Here is a 25,137-nt window from a genome sequence, read left to right as displayed (position 1 = left end):
CGCTTTCCTGCGTTTCCGACTCTATCAGATCTTTCCGATCCGATTTCCTCGGTGCTTTCCGGTCCCGAAATCGAATTCCCCGGGGCCTTCCGGCGCTTCCACTACTTTAGCCGATTTCCCGGGCGGCTCATAATCGAGCCTTTCGAAACGAATTCCGGCATGCCGAAATAAGCCCCGATGGGATTCGTCGCATTGAAGTGGATGGCCGCTCTCGGGGTGCCTGAACAAGCACCACCGTCTCAAGCGGCTCGGGCTACGTTACGCGTCCGTTCTGGCCGGGTCAAGTCGCCGCTTGCGGGGCTGGTGGGGCCGGTAGGGGCTGACCGTGGGGTCTTCGGCGATCCAGAAGCGCCAGGGGTGCGGGGCTCCGTCGCCGCCGACGCCCGTGCGGGGGCCGGTGCGGATCAGGGACGGGGCCGGCGGGGTGCCGGTGAGGACCGACAGGGGGGCGTCGGAGTCGGCACAGACGTCGGTGCCGTTCAGGGAGCCGGGGACGTCCAGGGCGGTGGCGAGGCGGGCCGGGCCCTTCGCCAGTTCGGCGTCCTTGCGGGCCGAGCGGCGGCGGGGACGGGCCAGTTCCGCGCCGCGCAGGATCTCGCCCGCTCGGAGCAGTACACCGCTCGCCTCGCCCTCCGGAGCGCACACCAGGTTCAGGCAGTGCCACATGCCGTAGGTGAAGTAGACGTACGCGTGACCGGGCGGACCGAACATCACGGCGTTGCGGGCCGTCCGGCCGCGGAAGGCGTGCGAGCCGGGGTCGATGGCGCCGGCGTACGCCTCCACCTCCGTGAGGCGCAGTTCCATGGTTCCCTCGTCGGTCGTACGGACGAGGGTGCGGCCGAGGAGGTCCGGGGCCACCTCCAGGACGGGGCGGTCGAAGAAGCTCCGCGGCAGCGGCGTACGGTCGGGACTCTCGCTCATGACGTCCGAGCGTAACGGGGACTCCGGTGGAACCCGCTACGGTCGTCGCGCGTATGTAGGGGACAGGAACGAGAAGGAGAGTGCCATGGGATTCAAGAAGCTGCTGGCGAGCCTGGGTGCCGGCGGGGCCACCGTGGAGACGGTGCTCACCGAGGAGAACGTGGTCCCGGGCGGCGTCGTCCAGGGCGAGGTCCGGATCCAGGGCGGCAGCGTCGACCAGCAGATCGAGGGGCTGTCCGTCGGTCTCCAGGCGCGCGTCGAGGTCGAGGGCGGCGACCAGGAGCACAAGCAGGACGTCGAGTTCGTGAAGGTGCGGCTCGGGGGCGCCTTCGAGGTGAAGGCCGGCGCGGTGCACGTGGTGCCGTTCGGCCTGGAGATCCCGTGGGAGACGCCGGTCAACACGATCGGCGGGCAGCGGCTGCACGGCATGGAGATCGGCGTCTCCACCGAGCTGGAGATCGCGCGCGCGGTGGACTCGGGCGACCTCGACCCGATCAACGTGCACCCGCTGCCGGCGCAGCAGGCGATCCTCGACGCCTTCGTCCAGCTGGGCTTCCGCTTCAAGAGCGCGGACATGGAGCGCGGTCACATCCGCGGCACCCGCCAGCGGCTGCCCTTCTACCAGGAGATCGAGTTCTTCGCGCCGCAGCAGTACCACGGCCTGAACCAGGTCGAGGTCAGCTTCGTCGCCGACGACCGCGAGATGGACGTCGTCCTGGAGATGGACAAGAAGCCGGGGCTGTTCACCGAGGGCAGCGACTCCTTCCGGGCGTTCAAGGTGGGGCTGGACGACTACCGGGGCACCGACTGGAACGCGTACCTCAACCAGTGGCTCGCCGAGGTCGGCGGCCGTCGCAACTGGCTCTAGCACGGAACGGGACGGAGGGTTCGAGATGGACCAGGGACAGCGGGCCCCGCTCCCCCACGCGTTCCACCCGCCGGTGGCGGAGTTCGGCGTGACGAGCGATGACGTGGCGCCCGGCGCGGTGCTGAAGGACGCTCAGGTGTACGCGGAGGGGAACGTCTCCCCGCACCTGCGCTGGGAGGGCTTCCCGGCGGAGACCAAGAGCTTCGCCGTGACCTGTTTCGACCCGGACGCGCCGACGGGCAGCGGCTTCTGGCACTGGGTGCTGTTCGACATCCCGGCGTCGGTCACCGAACTGCCCGCGGGGGCCGGTTCGGGCTCCTTCGAGGGGCTGCCGGCCGGGGCCGTGCACGCACGGAACGACTACGGGTCGAAGGACTTCGGCGGGGCCGCCCCGCCGGCCGGGGACCCGGCGCACCGCTATGTGTTCACGGTGTACGCGGTGGACACGGAGAAGCTGGGGCCGGACGCCGACGCCTCGCCGGCCGTCGTCGGATTCAACCTGCGCTTCCACACGCTGGGCCGGGCCCAGTTGATCGGTGAGTACGCGGCTCCCGCGGCAGGCTGATCGTTCGTTTGTTGTTTGCCCGCTTCTGGTCTTGGAGAGATCAGAAGCGGGCATCTTTTGTTGCGCACGAAATTGCGTTGTCCGACCCCGGCCGGCCCGGCCATCGTTGATCCAAGCCCGCCAGGGGGGTGGGCCGGCACACGGGAGGTGGGCACCATGCGGGACACGCTGGTTCTGAACGCGAGCTTCGAGCCGCTTTCGACGGTCACGCTCAACCGTGCGGTGGTGCTCGTCCTGCAGGACAAGGCCGTCGTGGAGCAGTCCCATCCGGATCTGCGGGTGCGTGCCGCCGCCGTCGACCTTCCGGTGCCCCGGGTGATCAGGCTCTGCCGGTTCGTCCGGGTGCCGTTCCGAAGACAGGCTCCGTGGTCGAGGAGGGGCGTGCTGGTCAGGGACCAACACCGGTGCGCGTACTGCGGGAGGCGCGCGACGACCGTGGACCACGTGGTGCCGCGGGCGCAGGGTGGTGGGGACAGTTGGCTGAATACGGTCGCTTCCTGTGCGGAGGACAACCACCGCAAGGCGGACCGGACGCCGGAGCAGGCGGGGATGCCGCTGCTCTTCGAGCCGTTCGTGCCGACGCCGGCGGACGCGATGCTGCTGGCGATGCGGGCCGGTGAGCGGTCGGAGCTGCCGGAGTGGCTGGCGCGTACCGCGGCCTGAGCGGCCCTGAGGCGGTGAGGGCCCGTCCCCTGTGAGGGGGCGGGCCCTCCGGTCATTTCAGGGTGAGCTGGAGGATGGCGACGACGCCGACGGCGATGATGACGCCGCGCAGGACGGCGGGCTTGAGGCGGCGGCCGACCTTGGCGCCGATCTGGCCGCCGAGGGTGGAGCCGACGGCGATGAGGAGGACGGCGGTCCAGTCGAACTCGGCGACGAAGAGGAAGAAGACGGCGGCGACGCCGTTGACGAGGGCGCCGAGGATGTTCTTGACCGCGTTGATCCGCTGGAGGTCGTCGTGGAGGAGCAGGCCCATGAGGGAGAGGTAGAGGACTCCCTGGGCGGCGCCGAAGTAGCCGCCGTACATGCTGGCGAGGGTGAGGCCCACGAGGAGGGCGGGGCCGCCGTCGGGGTGGGCCTCGTTGCCGGTCGCTTCGCGGCGGCGCTGGACGGCGGCGGCGATGCGGGGCTGGAAGAGGACGAGGATCAGGGCCAGTCCGATGAGGATCGGGACGATGGCGTCGAAGGCCTCGGAGGGCAGGGCGAGGAGCAGGATCGCGCCGATGAGGCCGCCGACGAGGGCGGCGGCGCCGAGGCGGAGCACCCGGCGGGTCTGGCCCTTGAGTTCGCGGCGGTAGCCGATGGCTCCGCTGATGGAGCCGGGGACGAGGCCGAGGGCGTTGGAGACGTTCGCGGTGATCGGTGGCAGTCCGGTCGCGAGGAGGACCGGGAACGTGATGAGCGTCCCCGATCCGACGATGGTGTTGATGGCGCCGGCGCCGATGCCGGCGGCGAAGACCGCCAGGGCTTCCCAGATGGACAAAGCCGTTTCCTCACATGGTCAGTGGTTCGCCTCCCCGCTCCGCGTGCGGCAGGAGTCGAGGGGCTCGCACTGATCATGCCCGGAGTTACGTGTACGTGTCAGCCATCGGTTCGGTCGACGGTTCAGTCGACGGTGGGCTCTTCGCGCCGGGCGGCCGGGACGTCCTTGGTGAAGGACGGGGACGGGGCGCCGGGGCCCATGTTGCCGAGGGCGCCGGAGAGGCCCTTGAGGGCGTCGCCGATCTCGCTGGGCACGATCCAGAGCTTGTTGGCGTCGCCCTCGGCGATCTTCGGGAGCATCTGGAGGTACTGGTACGAGAGGAGCTTCTGGTCCGGGTCGCCGGCGTGGATGGCCTCGAAGACGGTGCGGACGGCCTGGGCCTCGCCCTCCGCCTTGAGCGCGGCGGCCTTGGCCTCGCCCTCGGCGCGGAGGATGGCGGACTGCTTCTCGCCCTCGGCGCGGAGGATCTCGGACTGGCGGACGCCCTCGGCCTGGAGGATGGCGGCGCGCTTGTCGCGGTCGGCGCGCATCTGCTTCTCCATCGAGTCCTGGATGGAGGTCGGCGGCTCGATGGCCTTGAGCTCGACGCGGTTGACGCGGATGCCCCACTTGCCGGTGGCCTCGTCGAGGACGCCGCGGAGGGCGGCGTTGATGTCCTCGCGGGAGGTGAGGGTCCGCTCCAGGTCCATGCCGCCGATGATGTTGCGCAGGGTGGTGACGGTGAGCTGCTCGATGGCCTGGATGTAGCTGGCCACCTCGTAGGTGGCGGCGCGGGCGTCGGTCACCTGGTAGTAGATGACGGTGTCGATGTTGACGACCAGGTTGTCCTGGGTGATCACCGGCTGGGGCGGGAACGGGACGACCTGTTCGCGGAGGTCGATGCGGTTGCGGATCGTGTCGATGAACGGGACGACGATGTTGAGGCCGGCGTTGAGGGTGCGGGTGTAGCGGCCGAAGCGCTCCACGATCGCGGCGCTGGCCTGCGGGATGACCTGGATCGTCTTGATCAGGGCGATGAAGACGAGCACCACCAGAATGATCAGGACGATGATGACTGCTGACATCGTGTTCCCCGTGCCCTTCGCTGCCGGTTTGTCTGCCGGGTTGCTCTTCCGATGATCGAGTTTCCCATGACGTGGTGACGTCGGGGGCGGGCTTCGGTCAGATGACGACGGCGGTGGCGCCCTCGATCTCGACCACGTCGACCTCCTCGCCCGGTTCGAAGACGCGGGTGGCGTCGAGGGAGCGGGCGGACCAGATCTCGCCGGCGAGCTTGATGCGGCCGCCTTCGGCGTCGACCCGTTCCAGGACGCGGGCCTGACGGCCCTTCAGGGCGTCGATGCCGGTGGCGTGGGCGGGGGTGCCGGCGCGGTGCCGGGCCGCGAGGGGGCGTACGACGGCGAGGAGCGCGACGGAGACGACCACGAAGACGATCACCTGCGCGACGATGCCGAAGCCGAGGGCGGCGGTGACCGCGCCGGCGACGGCCCCGACGGCGAACATGCCGAACTCCGGCATGGCGGTGAGGACCAGGGGAATGCCGAGCCCCACCGCGCCGATCAGCCACCAGATCCATGCGTCGATGTCCACACGGTCATGGTAGGGCGGGTGGGGCCTCGTGGGACAGGGTGCGGTGCCGTGGCTGTGCGGGTCACGGCGGTCCAGGGGCCTGTCGGGCGGGGCTACTTGAGGGGCAGGCCCTGGGCGGTCCAGCGGTCGCCGACGCGCTCGACGACGAGCGGGAGGCCGAAGCAGTGGGAGAGGTTGCGGGAGTTGAGCTCGGTCTCCATGGGGCCGGCGGCGAGCACCTTGCCCTGTCGGATCATCAGGACGTGGGTGAAGCCGGGCGCGATCTCCTCGACGTGGTGGGTGACCATGATCATGGAGGGGGCGTACGGGTCCCGGGCCAGGCGGCCGAGACGGCGGACGAGGTCCTCGCGGCCGCCGAGGTCGAGGCCGGCGGCGGGCTCGTCGAGGAGGAGGAGCTCGGGGTCGGTCATCATCGCGCGGGCGATCAGGGTGCGCTTGCGCTCGCCCTCGGAGAGGGTGCCGAAGCGGCGGTCCAGGTAGTCGTTCATGCCGAGGCGGTCGAGGAAGGCGCGGGCGCGGGCCTCGTCGACCGGGTCGTAGTCCTCGTGCCAGGTGGCGGTCATGCCGTACGCGGCGGTGAGGACGGTCTGGAGGACGGTCTGGCGCTTGGGGAGCTTCTCCGCCATGGCGATGCCGGCCATGCCGATGCGGGGGCGCAGCTCGAAGACGTCGACGGCGCCGAGGCGCTCGCCGAGGATGGTGGCGCTTCCGGCGGTGGGGTAGAGGTAGCTGGAGGCGAGGTTGAGGAGGGTGGTCTTGCCGGCGCCGTTCGGGCCGAGGATGACCCAGCGCTCCCCTTCCTTGACCGACCAGGAGACCTCGTCCACCAGAGCGCGTCCGTCGCGGACCACGGATACGTCCACCAGCTCCAGTACATCGCTCATGAGCGCGTTGTCTCCCCTTGCCGTCGAGTCGTGTCGGCTCGTGTCGTCGCCTTGGGCCGCGGGCGCGGCGTCCACGGGAAAACCTACGTCATCGGCGGGACGGGCCGGTCCCTAGGGCGTCGTTCGGGTCCCTACTCTGGGGGGATGCTTTCGGAACCACGTTCAGGACGTCTGGCCGCCTGGGGCAATGCCCTCCTCGCCGGGGCGGTGTCGCCGGACGACGCGGCGCTGGCGATCGTCGGGGAGGACGCGGTGCACCGCGTGGCGGGGGTACCGGGCGAGGCGGCTCCCGTGGGGCTGACGCTGGCGCTCGGCCGGCTGCGGCGGCTCGGGGTGACCGGGTGGCGGGTCGCGCTGCCCGCGCCGGGGCATCCGCTGGGGCTGAGCGGGCCGCCGGACTTCAACGCGCGCGCGTTGGAGGCGGAGGAGGCGGTGGTGGGGTACGGGGCGCCGTACGGGCTGGTGCCCGAGGTCGTAAAGGCGGGGCCGCGCGGGGACGTGCACGTGGAGGTGGTGTGGCACTGCATGCCGGTGCGGGAGGCGCCGCCGGCCGACGTGCCCTCGCTGGGCGAGGCGGAGCGGGAGCTGGCGGAGGCGCTGCGGGACGCGACGGCGGCGCTGACGCGGCTCGACGTGGCGGCGTCGGGGTCCGCGGCGGAGGCGGCGCGGGAGGCGTACCGGGCGCGGACGGAGACGAGCCGTGAGGTCCTCGCGCCGGGATACCCGGCCCGGGCGGTACGGGTCCTGGAGCTGGCCCGGCGGATCGGCCTGCTGGTCGACCTCGCGTACGGGAACGGGCACGGCGGTGCGGTCAGCGCGTCCGAGATGGCGGCGCGGGGCGCCGCGCTGGCGCCGGTGGAGCGGGTGGCCCGGCGGGCGCGGGTCGCCGCGTACAACTCCTGGGTCGAGGAGCGGGAGCGGGGCACCTGAACGGCGCGCCCGATGGTGCGGGTCCAGGGGGCGCGGGCTTCCGGGAGGGGCGCCGCCCCCGGGACGTCGTGCCCGTCCGTTCCTCCCCCGAGGGCTTCGTCCGGGGGAACTCCCGGGCGGAACGTATGCCCACGACGGCTGCGGCCCCCGGGGGGAGGATCCCGGGGGCCGGTGGTGCGGGGGGGGCGCTCAGCCGTTGAGGGCGTGGTTGCCGAAGGCGGGGTTGAGGAGGCCGATCACGTTGACCGTGTTGCCGGAGACGTTCACGGGGACGTGGACGGGGACCTGCACCAGGTTGCCGGAGGCGACGCCCGGGGAGTTGAGGGCCTGGCCGTGGGCGTCGGCGCCGTGGGCGGAGGCCACGCCGGCACCGGCGGCGACGATGCCACCGGCGACCATGGTGAGGGCAGCGGCCTTCTTGAGGTTCTTCACTTGGTACTTCCTCCTGGTCATCGCTGCGGCCGGTCCGCCGCAGCACGCCCTGGAGAACGCCGGCCGGCTCCCGTGGTTGCGCCGAATGGGGGATGTGCACCCGACCGTATGACTAAGTGAACGGGCGTGCGCCCCGGCGCGTGAACGGGGCGTTTCAGGTGGTGAGCCCGTGGCGGACCGCCCAGAGCGCCGCCTGGGTGCGGTCCGCCAGGTCGAGCTTCATGAGGATGTTCGATACGTGGGTCTTCACCGTCTTCTCGGAGAGGACCAGGGCCTTGGCGATCTCCCGGTTGGAGCGGCCGTCTGCGATCAGGCCCAGGACCTCGCGCTCGCGCTCCGTGAGGGTGGTTCCCCTCCCCGTGCCGCCCTGGGGGTCGTCCTGGGCGAGGAGCGCGCCCGCCACCTCGGGCTGGAGCAGGACGTGGCCGGCGTGGACGGAGCGGATCGCGCCGGCGAGGGCGTCGGGGTCGATGTCCTTGTAGACGTATCCCGAGGCGCCCGCGCGCAGGGCGGGGACGACCGTGCGCTGCTCGGTGAAGCTGGTCACGATGAGGACCCTGGCCGGGTTGTCCAGGGCGCGGAGCCGCTTGAGGGCCTCGATGCCGTCGGTGCCCGGCATCTTGATGTCCATGAGGACGACGTCGGGGCGGAGCTCCTCCGCGCGGGCGACGCCCTCGGCGCCGTCGGCGGCCTCGCCGACGACCTCTATGTCGTCCTGGACCTCCAGGAAGGTGCGCAGGCCGCGGCGGACGACCTGGTGGTCGTCGACCAGGAGCACGCGGATGGGCTTGTCAGCCACCGGGGACCTCCATCTCGATCGTGGTGCCCTCGCCGGGGGCGGAGGTCACGGTGAGGGCGCCGCCGACTCCGGCGGCGCGGTCGCGCATGGACACCAGGCCGAGGTGGCGTCCGGCGCTGCGGACGGTCGCGGGGTCGAAGCCGCGGCCGTCGTCGGCGACGGTGAGCCGGGCGCCCTGGCCGTGCCGGGCCAGGGTGACGGCGACCCGGGCGGCCTCCGCGTGCCGCAGGGCGTTGTGCAGGGCCTCCTGGGCGACCCTGAGGACGGCTTCCTCCTGGGCGGCGGGCAGGGCGCGGATGCCGGGGCTGTCGAAGACGACCGCGGCGGAGTGGGCGCGGTCGAGGACCTGGATCTGGGTGCGCAGGGTGTGGACGAGGCCGTCCTCGTCGAGGGCGGCGGGGCGGAGCTCGACGACGGCGGCGCGCAGTTCGTCGGCGGCCTCGGCGGCGAGCGCGGCGACCTGCTGGAGCTCTCCCTTGGCGCGGGCCGGGTCGCGGTCGACGAGGGCGGCGGCGGCCTGGGCGGTGAGCCGGAGGGAGAAGAGCTTCTGGCTGACGGCGTCGTGCAGCTCGTGGGCGAGGCGGGAGCGCTCCTCGGCGATGGTCAGCTCGCGGCTGCGCTCGTACAGCCGGGCGTTGGTGAGGGCGATGGCGGCGTGCTGGGCGAGGATGCCGAGCAGCTCCTCGTCCTCGGCGGTGAAGCCGCAGCCGCCGCCCTCGGGCCGGGCGCAGCGCTTGTTGGCGAGGAAGAGGGCGCCCAGGGTCTCGTCGCCGTCGCGGACCGGGAGGCCGAGGAAGTCGGAGAGCTCGGGGTGGGCGTCGGGCCAGCCGCCGAAGCGGGGGTCCTCGCGGACGTCGGCGAGCCGCTCGGGCTCGGCCTTGTGGAGCATCGCCGCCAGGACGCCGTGCTGGCGGGGCAGCGGGCCGATGGCCTTCCACTGGGCGTCGCTGACGCCGTCGACGACGAACTGGGCGAAGCCCCCGTGGTCGTCGGGGACGCCCAGGGCCGCGTACTCGGCGTCGAGCAGCTCGCGGGCGGAGGCCACGATCGTCTTGAGGACGTCGCGGACCTCCATCTGCCGGCTCATCGCCAGGAGCGCGGTGCTCACGGCGGCGAGGCCGGAGCCGGTTCGGTGACTCATGGCCTCACGGTACCGGCGGGGCGCGGCGGCCCGTATGGGGCCGGGGACGGCGGGGCGCGGGTCGCGGGACCTAGGTCGAAGGGCCCGGGCGGACGAGGGCCGGGGCCGACGAGGGGGCGTCCGCGCGCACGGGGCGCGGGGCCGACGAAGGAGGGGCCGCGCGCACGAGGGGCCTGACCGGCGAAAGAGGGTCCGCGCACGCGCGTACGCGTGGCGGGGGCGGGCCGGGGCGGAGTCCGCACTCACTGGGCGGGAGCCGGCGGCGCTGGCTCTCCTCCGCAGGGCGGAGGAGGGTTACCGTGTGCATTGCTCACGCAACTTCGAGTGAGGCTGCCCAGGGCCCCGTGTGAGCCCGCGCATAGGACCCAGGTCACTTACGAAGCTGCCTAGTGGAGGATTCGGGGCCCGTACAGGGCGGGGCGAATCGGGCTCGAAGCCGTTTCTCGGGCGCGTACACCGGCCCCTGATCCACTACCCGGGATCGTACGTCACACCTTTGCCACGCGATTTTGCTGCCGCTAAGAATTGCCCCCGTCGCCGCCGAGCAGGCGCAGCGCCGCCCCGGCCCAGCGACCCCCAGCGATTCGAAGAGGTAGTCCTGCATGTCTCAGAACACCCCTGGCCACAGTCGTGGTCTGAAGAAGACCCACAAGGCCACGATCGCCGGCGTCGCCGCTCTGGGCGCTGCCGCGCTCACCCTGTCCCTCGTGCCGGGCAACGGCTCCACGGAGACCGAGCCGCAGGCACTGCACACCAGCCAGAAGGTCGCCTGGTCGTACGACGCCGGCAGCCCCCAGGCGAAGGCGCTGGCCGCGAGCGTCACCGACCAGCAGTCCACCATCGGCCTGAAGGCCAAGCAGGAGGCCGCCGCCAAGGCCAAGGCCGCTGCCGCCGCCAAGGCGAAGGCCGCCAAGGCCAAGGCCGCCGCGAAGGCGAAGGCCGACGCCGCCGCGAAGAAGCGGGCCGCCGAGGCGAAGGCCGCCGCGAAGGCCAAGGCCGCCGCCAAGAAGCGCGCCGCGACGAAGACGGCCGCGAGCCGCTCCGTCACCCGGACGCCGGTCTTCGCGAACAACCTCGACGGCTGGATCCGCGAGGCGCTGTACATCATGGACAAGCACAACATCCCGGGCACGTACCACGGCCTGCACAAGAACATCATGCGCGAGTCCAGCGGCAACCCGTACGCGATCAACAACTGGGACATCAACGCCCGCAACGGCGTCCCGTCCAAGGGCCTGCTCCAGGTGATCTACCCGACCTTCAAGGCGTACCACGTGAAGGGCACCAAGTTCGACCAGTACGACCCGGTCGCCAACCTCGTCGCCGCCGCCAACTACGCGGCCGACCGCTACGGCTCGATCGACAACGTCAACAGCGCGTACTGAGTCGTCAGCGCGTACTGAGTCGTCCCGACCACGCCAGGAGGGCGGCACCCCGTGCGGGGTGCCGCCCTCCTGGCGTGGTGCTCCGGGGCCGCTACTTGCGCATGACCTCGGGCTCGTGGCGGCGCAGCAGCCGGGCGACGGCGACGCCGAGGACGACGGTCATGACGAGCAGCACGCCGACGTTGAAGCCCCACTGGCCGGCGCTGTGCTCCCACAGCGGGTCCAGGTCGGTGGGGTTCTTCGGGTCCCACGGCGCCATGAGGTGCGCGAGGTCGAGGGTCGTGCCGGCGCCGGCGATGGCCCAGCGGGACGGCATCAGCCAGGCGAACTGCTCCAGGCCGGGCGAACCGAAGACCTTGAAGAGGATGCCGGTGAAGACGACCTGGACGATCGCGAACATGACGAGCAGCGGCATGGTCTTCTCGGCGGTCTTCACCAGCGCGGAGATGACCAGGCCGACCATCATCGAGGTGAGGCCGAGCGCGATGACGGTGAGGCAGAGCTCGACGGCCGGCGGCATGAGCAGGCCCTCGGCGGGCAGGTCGCGGATGGCGAAGCCGATGGCGCAGAGGATGACGCCCTGGAAGGCCGTGATGACGCCGAGGACGATCACCTTGGACATCAGGTAGGCCGAGCGGGAGAGGCCGGTGGCGCGCTCGCGCTCGTAGATGACCCGTTCCTTGATCAGTTCTCGGACGGAGTTCGCCGCGCCGGAGAAGCACATGCCGACCGTGAGGATCAGCATGATGATGCCGGCGTCGCCGTTGAACCGGGACGGCGGGGTGGGCGGGGCGAGGCCGAAGTCGGCGGGGATGACGACGGAGACCGAGCCGATGACCGCGGGGAGGATCACCATGAGGGCGAGGAAGCCCTTGTCGGAGACGATCACCGAGGTGTAGCGGCGGATCAGGGTCCACAGCTGGGAGCCCCAGCCCTGCGGCTTCGGCGGGCGGGACATCGCCTGCTGCGGCATGTGGACGGGCTGGGCGGCGACGGCGTCGATGTCGGCGGCGTACAGCTGGTAGTGCTGCGAGCCCTTCCAGCGGCCGGCCCAGTCGTAGTCGCGGTAGTTCTCGAAGGCGGAGAAGACGTCGGCCCAGGAGGTGTAGCCGAAGAAGTTCAGCGCCTCGTCCGGCGGGCCGAAGTACGCCACGGAGCCGCCGGGGGCCATCACCAGGAGCTTGTCGCAGAGGGCCAGCTCGGCGACGGAGTGGGTGACGACGAGGACCGTGCGGCCGTCGTCGGCGAGGCCGCGGAGCAGCTGCATGACGTCGCGGTCCATGCCCGGGTCGAGGCCGGAGGTCGGCTCGTCCAGGAAGATCAGCGAGGGCTTGGTCAGCAGCTCCAGGGCGACGGAGACGCGCTTGCGCTGGCCGCCGGAGAGGGAGGTGACCTTCTTCTCCTTGTGGATGTCCAGCTTGAGCTCGCGCAGCACCTCGTCGATGCGGGCCTCGCGCTCGGCGGTCGCGGTGTCGCCGGGGAAGCGGAGCTTGGCGGCGTACCGGAGCGCCTTCTGGACGGTCAGCTCCTTGTGCAGGATGTCGTCCTGCGGGACCAGGCCGATGCGCTGGCGCAGTTCGGCGAACTGCTTGTAGAGGCTGCGGTTGTCGTAGAGGACGTCGCCCTGGTCGGCGGGCCGGTAGCCGGTGAGCGCCTTGAGGAGGGTGGACTTGCCGGAGCCGGAGGGGCCGATGACGCCGATGAGCGACTTCTCGGGGACGCCGAAGGAGACGTCCTTGAGGATCTGCTTGCCGCCGTCGACGGTGACGGTGAGGTGACGGGCCGAGAAGGAGACCGAGCCGGTGTCGACGAACTCTTCCAGCTGGCCGCCGACGATCCGGAAGGTGGAGTGGCCGACGCCGACGATGTCCTGGGGGCCGAGGAGGGCGGTGCCGCCCTTGGGGATCGGCTGGCCGTTGACGTAGGTGCCGTTGTGCGAGCCGAGGTCGCGGATCTCCATGCGGCCGTCGGGCGTGGCGTGGAACTCGGCGTGGTGGCGCGAGACCTGGAGGTCGGAGACGACCAGTTCGTTCTCGAGGGCGCGGCCGATGCGCATCACGTGGCCGAGGGCCAGCTGGTGGAAGGTGGTGGGGCTGCGGTCGGAGTAGGCCGACGACGCCCCCGCGGCGCCGCTGGTCTTCTGGGCCGGCTGCTCCACCGGGCCGGGTCCCTGGTGGGGCACCTGCGGCGGGACCTGGTTGCCGTACGGCTGTGCCTGCTGCTGCGGTACGGGCTGCTGCCAGCCGGCCTGCTGCGGCGGGGCGTCGTGGGCGGGCCAGTCGGCCTGCGGCCCCGCGGCGCGGGCCGGGTCGGCGCCCTGGTGGACCTGGGCCTGGTGGACCTGGGCCTGGTGACCGGCGGGCGCGGCCTGTCCGGCGGGCGCGGCGGACAGGTTCAGGCGCGGGCCGTCCGTCGGGTTGCCGAGGTGGACGGTGGTCCCGGGGCCGATCTCCAGCTGCTGGAGGCGCTGTCCGGCGACGAAGGTGCCGTTGGTGGAGCCGTGGTCCTCGATGGCCCAGCTCCGGCCGTTCCAGCCGATGGTGGCGTGCCGCCACGAGACCCTGGCATCGTCGATGACCAGGTCCCCCTGGGGGTCGCGCCCCAGGGTGTACGACCGGGACGGCTCCAGCGTCCAGGTCCTGCCGTTGAGTTCGAGTACGAGTTCTGGCACTCCATGCCCCACTGTGTGTCCCCCGATGCACCCCCGACACGGGGGCCCTAGGGATGGCGAATCATCCTGGGGAACTATTTCAGGCCGGGTCCCCGATCCGAAAGTCGGGCGGCGTGAAGACCCCGGGGAGGGCCGCCGGGCCGCTCCGGGGCGGCGTTCGGCCGCGCGGGTGTCCGGAACGCGGGACGGGACGTCGGGTGGCACCGGGTGCCCGATACGGTGGGAGCACCATGAGCGCATCGCAGACACCGGACGTCCCCGCCGTTCACCCCGCGGACGTGCCCACGCTTCTCGTCAAGATCTTCGGGAAGGACCGGCCCGGAATCACGGCCGGCCTCTTCGACACCCTGGCCGCCTTCTCCGTGGACGTCGTCGACATCGAGCAGGTCGTGTCGCGCGGACGGCTCGTGCTGTGCGCGCTGGTCACCGAGCCGACCGTCGCCTCCCAGGGCGAGCTGCGCGCCACCGTGCACAGCTGGGCCGAGTCGCTGAAGCTCCAGGCCGAGATCATCTCGGGTCTCGGCGACAACCGGCCGCGCGGCGAGGGCCGCTCGCACGTGACGGTCCTCGGACACCCGCTGACGGCCGAGCAGACGGCGGCCATAGCGGCCAGGATCGCCGGGACGGGCGGCAACATCGACCGCATCTTCCGGCTGGCGAAGTACCCGGTGACGGCGGTCGAGTTCGCGGTCTCGGGCTGCGCGACCGAGGCGCTGCGGACGGCGCTGGCCACCGAGGCGCACACCATCGGCGTGGACGTGGCCGTGGTCTCGGCGGGGCTGCACCGGAGGGCGCAGCGGCTGGTCGTCATGGACGTGGACTCGACGCTGATCCAGGACGAGGTGATCGAGCTCTTCGCGGCGCACGCCGGGTGCGAGGAGAAGGTCGCCGAGGTGACGGCGGCGGCGATGCGCGGCGAGCTGGACTTCGAGCAGTCGCTGCACGCGCGCGTGGCGCTCCTGGAGGGCCTGGACGCTTCGGTCGTGGACAAGGTGCGGGCCGAGGTGCGGCTCACGCCGGGTGCCCGGACCCTGATCCGCACCCTGAAGCGGCTCGGCTACCAGGTGGGCGTGGTCTCGGGCGGCTTCACTCAGGTCACGGACGATCTGAAGGAGCGGCTCGGGCTCGACTTCGCCCAGGCCAACACACTGGAGATCGTCGACGGGAAGCTCACCGGCCGGGTGACGGGCGAGATCGTGGACCGGGCGGGCAAGGCGCGGCTGCTGCGCCGGTTCGCGGCGGAGGCCGGGGTGCCGCTGGCGCAGACGGTGGCGATCGGCGACGGCGCCAACGACCTGGACATGCTGAACGCGGCGGGGCTCGGGGTGGCCTTCAACGCCAAGCCGGTGGTGCGCGAGGCGGCGCACACGGCGGTGAACGTGCCGTTCCTCGACACGGTGCTGTACCTGCTCGGGATCACCCGCGAGGAGGTCGAGGCGGCGGACGGCGGCGAGGAGCTGCTGCACTGAGCCGGGTCCTCGGGTCCTCTCGTACGGGAAGGGGCCCGGCCGCCGTCGTGGTGGCCGGGCCCCTTGCGCGTACCGGCCCCGGACGCCCGGAGGTGCCTGCGGGGCGCCGGCGGGCCCGTGCGCGGATGTCGTGCGCGGCTCCCGCGCCGGGGGGCCGTGTGGGATCAGTCGTGGGGGGTCCAGAAGTCGACGAGGCGGGTGCTCCCGGGCTCGACGGACTTCCAGGTGCCGGTGAAGGTGAGCACGGCGAAGGCGGAGGTGGGGTAGCCGGTGCGGTTCATCCGCGCGAGGGCGTCGCCCTCGGAGTCGCCTGCCAGCACCTCGGTGAGGCCGTGCATGCCGGGGTTGTGGCCGATGACCAGGAGGTCCCGCACGTCCTCCGGGACCTCGTTGAGCAGGGCGATGAGCTCGCCGGGGGACGCCTCGTAGATCCGCTCCTCGTAGACCGTGCGGGGGCGCTCGGCCAGTTCGTGGACGGCGAGCTTCCAGGTCTCGCGGGTGCGCGCCGCGGTCGAACAGAGGGCAAGGTCGAAGTGGATCCCGGTCCGGGCGAGCCGGCGGCCCGCCACGGGGGCGTCCTTGCGGCCGCGCTCGGCGAGCGGGCGCTCGTGGTCGGTCTCCTGGCCCCAGTCTGCCTTCGCGTGCCGGAGCAGCACGATCCTGCGGGTTGTGTCGACGCTCATGGTCCTCAGCTTGGCACGGATCGGCCCGTCCTGACTCAGAGAGCGAGGGTTTGCCCGATCCGCTGGAGGAGGTGTCCCATCCCGCCGTCCCCTCCGGTCGCGGCGGCCTCACCGGGACCGGTGACCAGCAGGAGCAGGACGGTGAAGGCGGCCACCGGGAGGGCGAGGGCCCACCAGGGCAGCCGGGTGTCGACGCCGGCGGGCGGGGTGCGGTCGCCGGTGCGGGTGAGGGCCGTCATGACCGCCTCCGTGGTGGGGACGCCCCGTGGGCGGAGCCCCGGGGAAGGGTGGGAGCCGCGGGTGCCGCGGTGTGGTTCCACCGTAGGGAGCACGGGGGCCGTGGCCCATCCGGTGATCCACCCAGTCGCCCCTGAGTCTTTCCCCTAGGGGATGCGGGGGTTCTCCCTACCCCCGGGTTCTCCGCCGCCCCGCCCGGAGGGGGCGGGGGGTCAGGTCATGGGGAGGCGATCGAGGCGATGACGGCGATGACGACCGTGATGCCGAGCATCGCGCCGAGCACGAGGAGCAGCTTCTTCTGGCCGCCCTGGGGGTTGGGTTCGAGAACGGGCATGGCCCCAGTCTCGCATCTCAGGATTCGTCTTCGATCGTCCGGTCCCGTCCGGCGAGGGTGCCCACGATCATCTGCGGGATCATCAGCCCGGCCATGAGGGCGATCGGCACGCCCCAGCCGCCGCTGTGCTGGTAGAGGACGCCGACGAGGAGCGGGCCGGGGATGGAGATGAGGTAGCCGACGCTCTGGGCGAAGGCGGACAGGCGGACGACGCCGGCGCCGGTGCGCGAGCGCATGCCGATCATGGTGAGGGCGAGCGGGAAGGCGCAGTTGGAGACGCCGAGGAGCACCGCCCAGACCCAGGCGCCGCCGGCCGGGGCGAGCAGCAGGCCGGTGTAGCCGGCGAGGCCGCAGGTGCCGAGGGCGACGACGATCGGGCCCTGGTGGCGCATCCGGGTCGCGAGGCGCGGGATGACGAAGGCGAGCGGGACGCCCATGACCATGGTGACCGCGAGCAGGACGCCCGCGGTGGAGGCGGGGACGCCGGCGTCGCGGAAGATCTGTGGCATCCAGCCCATGGTGATGTACGCGCCGGTGGCCTGGAGGCCGAAGAAGCAGGCCAGCGCCCAGGCGGTGCGGCTGCGGTACACGGGGCGGGGCGCGGTGCCGGTCGGGGCGGCGGCCGGGGCCGTCGCGCCCGGGGCCGGGGCCTGGGCCGGAACGCCCTGCTCCGTGAGGGCCGGGCCGTTGCGGTCCTTGACGAGCGGGAGCCAGGACAGGACGGCGAGGGCGGCGAGGACCGCCCAGACGCCGAGGCCGAGCCGCCAGTCGCCGCCGAGGGCGTCGGTCATGGGGACCGTGAGGGCGGCGGCGAGCGAGGTGCCGAGGGCCAGGGCCATGGAGTACAGGCCGGTCATGCTGCCGACGCGGTCGGGGAAGTACCGCTTCACGATCACCGGCATGAGGATGTTGCTGACGGCGATGCCCATGAGGGCGAGGGCGCTGGCGGCCAGGAAGCCCGCGGTGCCGGTCGCGAAGGGGCGCAGCAGCAGGCCCGCGAGGATGGCGGCCATGCCGGCGCAGACGACGGCGGCGGGGCCGAAGCGGCGGGCCAGGCGGGGGGCCGTGATGCCGAAGACCGCGAAGCAGAGCGGCGGCACCGAGGTGAGGACGCCGGCGACGGTGCCGCTCATGTGGAGGGTGGCGCTGACCTCTTCGAGGAGGGCGCCGAGGCTGGTGATCGCGGGGCGCAGGTTGAGCGCGGCGAGGACGAGGCCGACGGAGACGAGGCCGAGCGTCCAGCGGGCGGGACGGCCGTTCGCCGGGGCGGGCAGGGACTGCTCGGGGGCGGGGGTCCGCCGTGCGGCGGCGGGTTCGAGGGTCTTCGGCTCGTCTGGCATGGAACCATCATAGAATCATGGGATGATTGATTGTCCACTCTTGGACGATCTGTGCACGGTCACCCTCCACAACGCGCGTGAAGGCGAGTCCCCCATGGCCCTCGGGCACCCCCGGCGCACCGGTCTCACCGACCAGGTGATCGCCGAGCTGCGGAACCAGATCACCTCCGGCGAGTGGCAGGTCGGCTCCCGCATCCCGACCGAGCCCGAGCTGGTCGAGCAGCTGGGCGTGGCCCGCAACACCGTCCGCGAGGCGGTCCGGGCCCTCGCCCACAACGGGCTGCTCGACATCCGGCAGGGCTCCGGCACCTACGTGGCGGCGACGAGCGAGCTCGCCGGGGTGATGCACCGGCGGTTCGCGGGCTCCGACCCGACGCACGTGGCCGAGCTGCGCTCCACGCTGGAGTCGGCGGCCGCGCGGTTCGCGGCGCGCCGGCGCTCCGAGCGGGACCTGGCGCAACTGGACGCGCTGCTCGTCCGGCGCGAGGAGGCGTGGGAGTCGGGGGACGCGGAGCGGTTCGTGACGGCCGACGCGGCCTTCCACCACGCGGTGGTGGCGGCGTCGGGCAACGAGGTGCTGACGGAGCTCTACGCGGACCTGGGCGATCTCCTGCGGGAGTGGCTGCGCGACGACGTGGGGCCGGACCTGCGGCCGGAGAACCACATGGACCACGCGCGGCTCGTGGAGGCGATCCGGGCCGGGGACGCGGAGCGGGCGGCCGAGGAGGCCGCGGGCTACCCGTTCATGTGCCTGGGCGGGAAGCGGCGGGCGGCGACGGAGGAGCAGGCTCCGCCGCCGGTTCGTGGGTGACCCAGGCGGAGCGGACCGCCTTCCAGCAGCGGGCGGTGAGCGTCGCGTGGTCGGCGGGAGCGACGTCCACGGGGGCGCTGTCGGTGTCGAGGTCCCACCAGGGGTCGCACTCGACGTGGAGCCGTATCCGGTCGGTCCGCGGATAGGGGTTGCGGCAGTGGGCGGTGACCCGGGCGCCCTCGACGACCGTGTGGCAGGAGGCGCCGAAGTCCTCGGGGAGCTCGGCCGCCGGGGCGGCGACGGCGGGTTCCTCGGCGGGGGCGGGGGCCGCGTGGACCTCCGCGGCGACGGCGGTGCCGAGGAGCAGGGCGGCGACCGAGGCATGGGCGGCGAAGCCGCGGTGGAGCGCGCGCATGCCCGTACCTCCTCCCCGTGAGTAGCCGGAACGACACGCTCCGACCAGTCTGCGGTGATCCGCCGGACTTTTCGAGTCGGGAACGGAACGGGGCCGGGCGCCCGGTCCCGGAAGGGACCCGGCGCCCGGCCCCGGCCGGTGCGGTACGGGCGCGGTCAGGCGCCGATCGCGTGCAGACCGCCGTCGACGTGGACGATCTCGCCGGTGGTCTTCGGGAACCAGTCGGAGAGCAGCGCGACGATCGCGCGGCCGGCCGGCTCCGGGTCGGACAGGTCCCACTCCAGCGGGGAGCGGCTGTCCCAGACCTTCGCCAGCTCGCCGAAGCCCGGGATGGACTTCGCGGCCATGGAGCCGAGCGGGCCGGCGGAGACCAGGTTGCAGCGGATGTTCTGCTTGCCCAGGTCACGGGCCATGTAGCGGCTGGTGGCCTCCAGGGCGGCCTTGGCCGGGCCCATCCAGTCGTACTGCGGCCAGGCGAACTTGGCGTCGAAGGTGAGGCCGACGACCGAACCGCCCTCGCTCATCAGCGGCAGCAGCGCCATCGTCAGGGACTTCAGGGAGAAGGCCGAGACGTGCATGGCGGTGGCGACGGACTCGAACGGCGTGTTGAGGAAGTTGCCGCCGAGGGCGTCCTGCGGGGCGAAGCCGATGGAGTGCACGACGCCGTCGAGGCGGTCGCCGAGGTGCTCGCGGACCTGGCCCTCCAGGCGGGCGAGGTGCTCGTCGTTGGAGACGTCGAGCTCCAGCACCTTGACCTTGTCGGGGTGGGGCAGCTTCTTGGCGATGCGCTCGGTCAGCGTCGGCCGGGGCCAGGCGGTGAGGATGATCTCCGCGCCCTGCTCCTGGGCCAGCTTGGCGGCGTGGAAGGCGATGGAGGACTCCATCAGCACACCGGTGATGAGGATGCGCTTGCCCTCGAGAATTCCGCTCATGGTGATCAGTGACCCATGCCCAATCCGCCGTCAACCGGAATGACGGCTCCAGTGATGTACGAGGCGTCGTCGGAGGCGAGGAAGCGCACCGTGGCGGCGATCTCCTCCGGCTTCGCGTAGCGGCCCAGCGGCACCTGGGACACGATGCCCGCGCGCTGCTCGTCGGTGAGCACGGCGGTCATGTCGGTGTCGACGAAGCCGGGCGCGACGACGTTGAACGTGATGTTCCGCGAGCCGAGCTCACGGGCGAGCGAGCGGGCGAAGCCGACCAGGCCGGCCTTGGAGGCGGCGTAGTTGGCCTGGCCCGCGGAGCCCAGCAGACCGACGACCGAGGAGATCAGGACGACGCGGCCCTTCTTGGCGCGCAGCATGCCGCGGTTGGCGCGCTTGACGACCCGGAAGGTGCCGGTGAGGTTGGTGTCGACGACGGAGGTGAAGTCCTCGTCGGACATGCGCATCAGGAGGGTGTCGCGGGTGACGCCGGCGTTGGCCACGAGGACCTCGACCGGGCCGTGCTTCTCCTCGATCTCCTTGTACGCCTGCTCCACCTGCTCGCCGTCGGTGATGTCGCACCTGACGGCCAGGCAGCCCAGCTCGGTCAACGCGGCCGGGGGCTCGCCCGAGCGGTACGTGTACGCGACCTTGTCGCCGGCCTCGGCGAACGCGCGGGCGATGGCGAGGCCGATGCCCCGGTTTCCTCCGGTGACGAGAACCGAGCGGCTCAACGGATCACCCTTTCGATCAGCGGTCTGGTACCCCGAAAACCTATCGGTACCTCCCACCTCATGGAGAATCGGCCTCCGACAGTGGCGTACGGGCGGCACTGTCGGATCCCTACAGATCCGCGCGCCGGAAAACCACCGGGGCCGCCGCCCGCCGGACGGGGAAAATGGGCCGATGGGCACGGCGCGGCGTGATTCACTTCCGGTTGCCCGTCAACCGCAGCAGGTTCCCGTCACGCAGAGAGCGAGGCCGCTCGTGGTCCATCAGATCGACCCAACCTTCCGTGCCCTGCCGTTGAGGGCGCTCGCCGACGCGGCGCTCGCGCGGGCGCGGGCGCTCGGCGCCGAGCACGCCGACTTCCGCCTCGAAAGGGTCCGCTCCGCCTCCTGGCGACTGCGGGACGCCAGGTCGGCGGGTTCGTCGGACACCACCGACCTCGGCTATGCGGTGCGGGTCGTGCACGGCGGCGCCTGGGGCTTCGCCTCCGGTGTCGACCTGACGATGGACGGCGCGGCGAAGGTCGCCTCCCAGGCCGTCGCCATGGCCAAGCTGTCGGCGCAGGTCATCGCGGCGGCCGGTTCCGACGAGCGCGTGGAGCTGGCGGCGGAGCCCGTCCACGCGGACAAGGTGTGGATCTCCTCGTACGAGATCGACCCGTTCTCCGTGCCGGCCGAGGAGAAGAGCGCGCTGCTCGCCGACTGGTCGGCACGGCTGCTGCGGGCCGACGGGGTGGCGCACGTGGACGCCTCGCTGCTCACCGTCTTCGAGAACAAGTTCTACGCGGACACGGCGGGCACCGTCACCACCCAGCAGCGGGTGCGGCTCCACCCGGAGCTCACGGCGATCGCCGTGGACGACACGACCGGCGAGTTCGACTCGATGCGGACGATCGCGCCGCCGGCCGGCCGGGGCTGGGAGTACCTCACGGGGACCGGCTGGGACTGGGACAAGGAGCTGGAGGAGATCCCGGAGCTGCTCGCCGAGAAGATGCGGGCGCCGAGCGTCGAGGCCGGCCGCTACGACCTGGTCGTCGACCCGTCGAACCTGTGGCTGACGATCCACGAGTCCATCGGCCACGCCACCGAGCTGGACCGGGCCCTCGGCTACGAGGCGGCGTACGCGGGCACCTCCTTCGCCACCTTCGACCAGCTGGGCAAGCTGGCGTACGGCTCCTCGGTGATGAACGTGACCGGTGACCGCACGGCCGAGCACGGCCTCGCGACGATCGGGTACGACGACGAGGGCGTCGAGGCGCAGTCCTGGGACCTGGTGAAGGACGGCACGCTCGTCGGCTACCAGCTGGACCGGCGGATCGCGAAGCTCACCGGCCTCGGCCGGTCCAACGGCTGCGCGTTCGCCGACTCCCCCGGGCACGTGCCGGTGCAGCGGATGGCGAACGTCTCGCTCCGGCCCGATCCCGGCGGCCTGTCGACGGAGGACCTGATCGGCGGCGTCGAGCGGGGCATCTACGTGGTCGGCGACCGGTCCTGGTCGATCGACATGCAGCGGTACAACTTCCAGTTCACCGGCCAGCGCTTCTTCCGCATCGAGAACGGCCGGCTGGCCGGGCAGCTGCGGGACGTGGCGTACCAGGCCACCACCACCGACTTCTGGGGCTCGATGGAGCAGGTCGGCGGCCCGCAGACGTACGTCCTCGGCGGCGCCTTCAACTGCGGCAAGGCCCAGCCGGGCCAGGTCGCGGCCGTCTCCCACGGCTGCCCCTCCGCCCTCTTCCGGGGCGTCAACATCCTGAACACCACGCAGGAGGCCGGTCGATGAGCAGGTCCACCACGCACGGGTCCCTCTGCTGGGGGTCCGGGGGGCGTCCCCCGGGCAAGCACAGTCTGAACACCACGCAGGAGGCCGGTCGATGAGCCGCGTCAGCAAGCCGTACGAGATCGTCGAGCGGGCGCTCGAACTGTCCCGCGCGGACGGGTGTGTCGTCATCGCGGACGAGGAGTCCTCCGCCAACCTGCGCTGGGCGGGCAACGCGCTCACCACCAACGGCGTGACCCGGGGCCGCACCCTCACGGTGATCGCCACCGTGGACGGCTCCGAGGGCACCGCCTCCGGTGTCGTGTCCCGCTCGGCCGTGACCGCCGAGGACCTGGAGCCGCTGGTCCGGGCCGCCGAGGAGGCGGCCCGGGCGGCCGGTCCCGCCGAGGACGCGCAGCCGCTGGTCGAGGGCGTGCCCTCCTCCCCCGACTTCACCGACGCCCCCGCCGAGACCTCCTCCGCCGTCTTCGCCGACTTCGCGCCGGCGCTCGGCGAGGCCTTCGCACGCGCGCGGGCCGGCGGCCGGGAGCTGTACGGCTTCGCGCACCACGAGCTGACCTCCACCTACCTGGGGACGTCGACCGGCCTGCGGCTGCGGCACGACCAGCCCAACGGCACCCTGGAGCTCAACGCCAAGTCGCCCGACAGGGCCCGCTCCGCCTGGGCCGGGCGCTCCACCCGCGACTTCAAGGACGTCGACCCGGCCGCGCTCGACGCCGAGCTCGCGGTGCGGCTGGGCTGGGCCGAGCGGCGGATCGAGCTGCCGGCCGGCCGGTACGAGACGCTGCTGCCGCCGACCGCCGTCGCCGACCTGCTGATCTACCAGCTGTGGTCGTCGATGGCCCGGGACGCGGTGGAGGGCCGCACGGTCTTCTCCCGGCCCGGCGGCGGCACCCGGCTCGGCGAGACCCTCTCCCCGCTGCCGCTGACCCTGCGCAGCGACCCGAACGAGCCCGGCCTGGAGTCCGCGCCCTTCGTGATCGCGCACGCCTCCGGCGACGACGAGTCGGTCTTCGACAACGGCCTGCCCGTCGGCCCGGTGGAGTGGGTGCGGGCCGGCGCGCTCGACCGGCTGATCACCACCCGGCACACGGCCGCCCTCACCGGTATGCCGGTGGCGCCGGGCGCGGGGAACCTCATCCTGGACGGCGGCGGCGAGCGCTCCCTGGAGGAGATGGTGGCCGCCACCGAGCGCGGGCTGCTGCTCACCTGCCTCTGGTACATCCGCGAGGTCGACCCGGCGACGCTGCTGCTCACCGGCCTGACCCGGGACGGCGTCTACCTCGTGGAGGACGGCGAGGTGGTCGGCGAGGTCAACAACTTCCGGTTCAACGAGTCCCCGGTGGACCTGCTGTCGCGGGCCACCGAGGCGGGCCGGACGGAGCGGACCCTGCCGCGCGAGTGGAGCGACTGGTTCACCCGGGCCGCGATGCCCGCGCTGCGGGTGCCCGACTTCAACATGAGCTCGGTCAGCAAGGGCGTCTGACCCGCCTAGACTGGGCTGTCTGCAAGCAACGATCCGAGGAGACTGACGACCGTGACGGACATCGTCGACGAGCTGAAGTGGCGTGGGCTCTTCGCCCAGTCCACCGACGAGGACGCCCTGCGCAAGGCGCTCGCGGACGGTCCCGTGACGTTCTATTGCGGTTTCGACCCGACCGCGGCCAGCCTCCACGTCGGCCACCTGGTCCAGGTGCTCACCGTCCGCCGGCTCCAGCGGGCCGGGCACCGGCCGCTGGCGCTGGTCGGCGGGGCCACCGGTCAGATCGGCGACCCCCGCCCGACCGCCGAGCGCACCCTGAACGACCCGGAGACGGTCGCGAACTGGGTGAACCGGCTGCGTTCCCAGATCGAGCCCTTCCTCTCCTTCGAGGGGGAGAACGCGGCGCTCATGGTGAACAACCTGGACTGGACCGCCGGGCTCTCGGCGATCGAGTTCCTGCGGGACATCGGCAAGCACTTCCGGGTCAACAAGATGCTGACCAAGGACTCCGTGGCCCGCCGCCTGGAGTCCGAGCAGGGCATCAGCTACACCGAGTTCAGCTACCAGCTGCTCCAGGGCATGGACTTCCTGGAGCTGTACCGGCGCTACGGCTGCACGCTCCAGCAGGGCGGCTCCGACCAGTGGGGCAACCTGGTGGCCGGGCTCGACCTGATCCACCGCCTGGAGCCGGGCGCCGAGGTCCACGCGCTCGCCACGCCGCTGATGGTCAAGGCGGACGGCACCAAGTTCGGCAAGACCGAGGGCGGCGCCGTCTGGCTGGACCCGGAGATGACCACGCCGTACGCGTTCTACCAGTTCTGGCTGAACGTGGACGACCGCGACGTCTCGGCGTACATGCGGATCCTCTCCTTCAAGTCCCGCGAGGAGCTGGAGGAGCTGGAGGCGCAGACCGCCGAGCGGCCGCAGGCGCGGGCCGCGCAGCGGGCGCTCGCCGAGGAGCTCACCACGCTGGTGCACGGCGCCGAGCAGTGCGCGGCCGTCATCAACGCCTCCAGGGCGCTGTTCGGGCAGGGCGACCTGGCCGAGCTGGACGAGCCGACGCTGGCCGCCGCGCTCTCCGAGCTGCCGCACGCGCGCGTGACCGAGCTGGGCCAGGTCGTGGACCTGTTCGCCGAGGTCGGTCTGGTGGCGAGCAAGTCGGCCGCGCGGCGCACGGTGAAGGAGGGCGGTGCCTACGTGAACAACGCGAAGGTGACCGCCGAGGACGCCGTCGTCGAGGCCGGCGAGCTGCTGCACGGGCGGTGGCTGGTGCTGCGGCGCGGCAAGAAGAACCTGGCGGCGATCGAGTACACCGGCTGACCGCC

Annotated in this window: 26 protein-coding genes; 10 read left to right on the top strand and 16 right to left on the bottom strand. The window is 72.1% G+C overall.

Features of this window, described 5'->3' with window-relative positions; translation table 11 throughout:
- Positions 1-258: 258 nt before the first annotated feature.
- On the bottom strand, positions 259-921 hold the full coding sequence (locus IE245_RS22930) for a DNA-3-methyladenine glycosylase (protein ID WP_189950557.1): 663 nt from the start codon (positions 919-921) through the stop codon (positions 259-261).
- A gap of 85 nt (positions 922-1,006) precedes the next feature.
- Between IE245_RS22930 and IE245_RS22925 the strand changes: the two genes are divergently transcribed.
- From IE245_RS22925 to IE245_RS22915, 3 genes are all read left to right on the top strand, one after another.
- The gene (locus tag IE245_RS22925) at positions 1,007-1,789 is read left to right on the top strand and encodes a sporulation protein (RefSeq protein WP_189950555.1); all 783 of its coding nucleotides are present in this window, start codon (positions 1,007-1,009) and stop codon (positions 1,787-1,789) included.
- Positions 1,790-1,814: 25 nt separating this feature from the next.
- Positions 1,815-2,354: a YbhB/YbcL family Raf kinase inhibitor-like protein gene (locus IE245_RS22920; protein WP_189950553.1), complete on the top strand. Its 540-nt coding sequence runs from the start codon at positions 1,815-1,817 to the stop codon at positions 2,352-2,354.
- 156 nt (positions 2,355-2,510) lie between these two features.
- Positions 2,511-3,017, top strand: a complete 507-nt coding sequence (locus IE245_RS22915) for an HNH endonuclease (RefSeq protein WP_031015619.1) — start codon at positions 2,511-2,513, stop codon at positions 3,015-3,017.
- Between the two features lie 52 nt (positions 3,018-3,069).
- Here IE245_RS22915 and IE245_RS22910 read toward each other — a convergent pair whose 3' ends face one another.
- From IE245_RS22910 to IE245_RS22895, 4 genes are all read right to left on the bottom strand, one after another.
- Entirely contained in the window at positions 3,070-3,837 is a 768-nt protein-coding gene (locus IE245_RS22910) for a sulfite exporter TauE/SafE family protein (RefSeq protein ID WP_189950551.1), read from the bottom strand.
- 122 nt (positions 3,838-3,959) lie between these two features.
- Positions 3,960-4,901 (bottom strand): SPFH domain-containing protein, encoded by a 942-nt coding sequence (locus IE245_RS22905; RefSeq protein ID WP_189950549.1) that lies wholly within the window; start codon positions 4,899-4,901, stop codon positions 3,960-3,962.
- A gap of 97 nt (positions 4,902-4,998) precedes the next feature.
- The gene (locus IE245_RS22900; protein WP_189950547.1) at positions 4,999-5,427 is read right to left on the bottom strand and encodes an NfeD family protein; all 429 of its coding nucleotides are present in this window, start codon (positions 5,425-5,427) and stop codon (positions 4,999-5,001) included.
- Positions 5,428-5,519: 92 nt separating this feature from the next.
- A complete protein-coding gene (locus IE245_RS22895; protein WP_189950546.1) occupies positions 5,520-6,311 on the bottom strand; it encodes an ABC transporter ATP-binding protein in 792 nt (263 codons plus the stop codon).
- Positions 6,312-6,455: 144 nt separating this feature from the next.
- On the opposite strand from IE245_RS22895, the gene IE245_RS22890 reads away from it, so the two are divergent.
- Positions 6,456-7,241, top strand: a complete 786-nt coding sequence (locus IE245_RS22890) for an Rv1486c family protein (RefSeq protein WP_189950544.1) — start codon at positions 6,456-6,458, stop codon at positions 7,239-7,241.
- A gap of 189 nt (positions 7,242-7,430) precedes the next feature.
- Here the strand turns inward: IE245_RS22890 and IE245_RS22885 are convergent, their stop codons facing one another.
- The 3 genes from IE245_RS22885 to IE245_RS22875 all read right to left on the bottom strand — a co-directional run bounded on the left by IE245_RS22885 (position 7,431) and on the right by IE245_RS22875 (position 9,613).
- Positions 7,431-7,673, bottom strand: a complete 243-nt coding sequence (locus tag IE245_RS22885; protein WP_189950542.1) for a chaplin — start codon at positions 7,671-7,673, stop codon at positions 7,431-7,433.
- Between the two features lie 154 nt (positions 7,674-7,827).
- Positions 7,828-8,472, bottom strand: a complete 645-nt coding sequence (locus tag IE245_RS22880; RefSeq protein WP_189950539.1) for a response regulator — start codon at positions 8,470-8,472, stop codon at positions 7,828-7,830.
- A complete protein-coding gene (locus tag IE245_RS22875; RefSeq protein WP_189950537.1) occupies positions 8,465-9,613 on the bottom strand; it encodes a GAF domain-containing sensor histidine kinase in 1,149 nt (382 codons plus the stop codon). Before IE245_RS22875 ends, IE245_RS22880 begins: the two co-directional genes overlap by 8 nt.
- Positions 9,614-10,215: 602 nt before the next feature.
- Between IE245_RS22875 and IE245_RS22870 the strand changes: the two genes are divergently transcribed.
- Positions 10,216-10,998 (top strand): transglycosylase SLT domain-containing protein, encoded by a 783-nt coding sequence (locus tag IE245_RS22870; RefSeq protein ID WP_189950535.1) that lies wholly within the window; start codon positions 10,216-10,218, stop codon positions 10,996-10,998.
- Positions 10,999-11,089: 91 nt separating this feature from the next.
- Here IE245_RS22870 and IE245_RS22865 read toward each other — a convergent pair whose 3' ends face one another.
- Entirely contained in the window at positions 11,090-13,681 is a 2,592-nt protein-coding gene (locus tag IE245_RS22865; RefSeq protein WP_189950533.1) for an ABC transporter ATP-binding protein/permease, read from the bottom strand.
- Positions 13,682-13,899: 218 nt separating this feature from the next.
- On the opposite strand from IE245_RS22865, the gene serB reads away from it, so the two are divergent.
- Positions 13,900-15,138, top strand: coding sequence for a phosphoserine phosphatase SerB (gene serB, locus IE245_RS22860; RefSeq protein ID WP_189950531.1), 1,239 nt, complete (start codon positions 13,900-13,902; stop codon positions 15,136-15,138).
- Between the two features lie 164 nt (positions 15,139-15,302).
- Here the strand turns inward: serB and IE245_RS22855 are convergent, their stop codons facing one another.
- The 4 genes from IE245_RS22855 to IE245_RS22845 form a co-directional block, all read right to left on the bottom strand.
- Positions 15,303-15,821, bottom strand: coding sequence for a SixA phosphatase family protein (locus tag IE245_RS22855; protein WP_189950529.1), 519 nt, complete (start codon positions 15,819-15,821; stop codon positions 15,303-15,305).
- Positions 15,822-15,856: 35 nt separating this feature from the next.
- Entirely contained in the window at positions 15,857-16,060 is a 204-nt protein-coding gene (locus IE245_RS22850) for a hypothetical protein (RefSeq protein ID WP_189950527.1), read from the bottom strand.
- Between the two features lie 215 nt (positions 16,061-16,275).
- Positions 16,276-16,392, bottom strand: coding sequence for an SGM_5486 family transporter-associated protein (locus IE245_RS37765; protein ID WP_268254990.1), 117 nt, complete (start codon positions 16,390-16,392; stop codon positions 16,276-16,278).
- A 17-nt stretch (positions 16,393-16,409) separates the two neighbouring features.
- Complete coding sequence (locus IE245_RS22845; protein ID WP_189950526.1) at positions 16,410-17,732, bottom strand: CynX/NimT family MFS transporter; 1,323 nt, start codon at positions 17,730-17,732, stop codon at positions 16,410-16,412.
- Positions 17,733-17,826: 94 nt separating this feature from the next.
- Here IE245_RS22845 and IE245_RS22840 point away from each other — a divergent pair, with 94 nt between their 5' ends.
- Entirely contained in the window at positions 17,827-18,543 is a 717-nt protein-coding gene (locus IE245_RS22840; RefSeq protein WP_189950571.1) for a FadR/GntR family transcriptional regulator, read from the top strand.
- Here IE245_RS22840 and IE245_RS22835 read toward each other — a convergent pair.
- The 3 genes from IE245_RS22835 to fabG form a co-directional block, all read right to left on the bottom strand.
- Positions 18,476-18,898: a hypothetical protein gene (locus tag IE245_RS22835; RefSeq protein WP_189950524.1), complete on the bottom strand. Its 423-nt coding sequence runs from the start codon at positions 18,896-18,898 to the stop codon at positions 18,476-18,478. The two genes, IE245_RS22840 and IE245_RS22835, sit on opposite strands and share 68 nt — an antisense overlap.
- 155 nt (positions 18,899-19,053) lie before the next feature.
- On the bottom strand, positions 19,054-19,830 hold the full coding sequence (fabI, locus tag IE245_RS22830) for an enoyl-ACP reductase FabI (protein WP_189950522.1): 777 nt from the start codon (positions 19,828-19,830) through the stop codon (positions 19,054-19,056).
- Between the two features lie 5 nt (positions 19,831-19,835).
- Positions 19,836-20,555, bottom strand: a complete 720-nt coding sequence (fabG, locus tag IE245_RS22825) for a 3-oxoacyl-[acyl-carrier-protein] reductase (protein ID WP_169086091.1) — start codon at positions 20,553-20,555, stop codon at positions 19,836-19,838.
- A 253-nt stretch (positions 20,556-20,808) separates the two neighbouring features.
- On the opposite strand from fabG, the gene IE245_RS22820 reads away from it, so the two are divergent.
- The 3 genes from IE245_RS22820 to tyrS all read left to right on the top strand — a co-directional run bounded on the left by IE245_RS22820 (position 20,809) and on the right by tyrS (position 25,132).
- On the top strand, positions 20,809-22,332 hold the full coding sequence (locus IE245_RS22820; RefSeq protein WP_189950519.1) for a TldD/PmbA family protein: 1,524 nt from the start codon (positions 20,809-20,811) through the stop codon (positions 22,330-22,332).
- Between the two features lie 91 nt (positions 22,333-22,423).
- Positions 22,424-23,815, top strand: a complete 1,392-nt coding sequence (locus tag IE245_RS22815; protein WP_189950517.1) for a metallopeptidase TldD-related protein — start codon at positions 22,424-22,426, stop codon at positions 23,813-23,815.
- Positions 23,816-23,866: 51 nt separating this feature from the next.
- Positions 23,867-25,132 carry a tyrosine--tRNA ligase gene (gene tyrS, locus IE245_RS22810; protein WP_189950515.1) on the top strand — a complete coding sequence of 422 codons (1,266 nt, stop codon included), beginning with the start codon at positions 23,867-23,869 and terminating at the stop codon, positions 25,130-25,132.
- Positions 25,133-25,137 lie beyond the last annotated feature (5 nt).

Origin of the sequence: Streptomyces roseolus, assembly GCF_014649855.1 — a bacterium.
In the GTDB taxonomy this organism is placed as follows: domain Bacteria; phylum Actinomycetota; class Actinomycetes; order Streptomycetales; family Streptomycetaceae; genus Streptomyces; species Streptomyces roseolus.
The sequence above is the reverse complement of the archived record's forward strand: the minus strand, read 5'-3'. Positions and strand labels throughout refer to the sequence as shown.

What these genes read in the sequence shown, in the direction of transcription:
- IE245_RS22930 (WP_189950557.1), bottom strand. Translation starts at nt 921, where the DNA reads ATGAGCGAGAGTCCCGACCGTACGCCGCTGCCGCGGAGCTTCTTCGAC.
- IE245_RS22925 (WP_189950555.1), top strand. Translation starts at nt 1,007, where the DNA reads ATGGGATTCAAGAAGCTGCTGGCGAGCCTGGGTGCCGGCGGGGCCACC.
- IE245_RS22920 (WP_189950553.1), top strand. Translation starts at nt 1,815, where the DNA reads ATGGACCAGGGACAGCGGGCCCCGCTCCCCCACGCGTTCCACCCGCCG.
- IE245_RS22915 (WP_031015619.1), top strand. Translation starts at nt 2,511, where the DNA reads ATGCGGGACACGCTGGTTCTGAACGCGAGCTTCGAGCCGCTTTCGACG.
- IE245_RS22905 (WP_189950549.1), bottom strand. Translation starts at nt 4,901, where the DNA reads ATGTCAGCAGTCATCATCGTCCTGATCATTCTGGTGGTGCTCGTCTTC.
- IE245_RS22895 (WP_189950546.1), bottom strand. Translation starts at nt 6,311, where the DNA reads ATGAGCGATGTACTGGAGCTGGTGGACGTATCCGTGGTCCGCGACGGA.
- IE245_RS22890 (WP_189950544.1), top strand. Translation starts at nt 6,456, where the DNA reads ATGCTTTCGGAACCACGTTCAGGACGTCTGGCCGCCTGGGGCAATGCC.
- IE245_RS22875 (WP_189950537.1), bottom strand. Translation starts at nt 9,613, where the DNA reads ATGAGTCACCGAACCGGCTCCGGCCTCGCCGCCGTGAGCACCGCGCTC.
- IE245_RS22870 (WP_189950535.1), top strand. Translation starts at nt 10,216, where the DNA reads ATGTCTCAGAACACCCCTGGCCACAGTCGTGGTCTGAAGAAGACCCAC.
- serB (WP_189950531.1), top strand. Translation starts at nt 13,900, where the DNA reads ATGAGCGCATCGCAGACACCGGACGTCCCCGCCGTTCACCCCGCGGAC.
- IE245_RS22855 (WP_189950529.1), bottom strand. Translation starts at nt 15,821, where the DNA reads ATGAGCGTCGACACAACCCGCAGGATCGTGCTGCTCCGGCACGCGAAG.
- IE245_RS22850 (WP_189950527.1), bottom strand. Translation starts at nt 16,060, where the DNA reads ATGACGGCCCTCACCCGCACCGGCGACCGCACCCCGCCCGCCGGCGTC.
- IE245_RS37765 (WP_268254990.1), bottom strand. Translation starts at nt 16,392, where the DNA reads ATGCCCGTTCTCGAACCCAACCCCCAGGGCGGCCAGAAGAAGCTGCTC.
- IE245_RS22845 (WP_189950526.1), bottom strand. Translation starts at nt 17,732, where the DNA reads ATGCCAGACGAGCCGAAGACCCTCGAACCCGCCGCCGCACGGCGGACC.
- IE245_RS22840 (WP_189950571.1), top strand. Translation starts at nt 17,827, where the DNA reads ATGGCCCTCGGGCACCCCCGGCGCACCGGTCTCACCGACCAGGTGATC.
- IE245_RS22835 (WP_189950524.1), bottom strand. Translation starts at nt 18,898, where the DNA reads ATGCGCGCGCTCCACCGCGGCTTCGCCGCCCATGCCTCGGTCGCCGCC.
- fabI (WP_189950522.1), bottom strand. Translation starts at nt 19,830, where the DNA reads ATGAGCGGAATTCTCGAGGGCAAGCGCATCCTCATCACCGGTGTGCTG.
- IE245_RS22815 (WP_189950517.1), top strand. Translation starts at nt 22,424, where the DNA reads ATGAGCCGCGTCAGCAAGCCGTACGAGATCGTCGAGCGGGCGCTCGAA.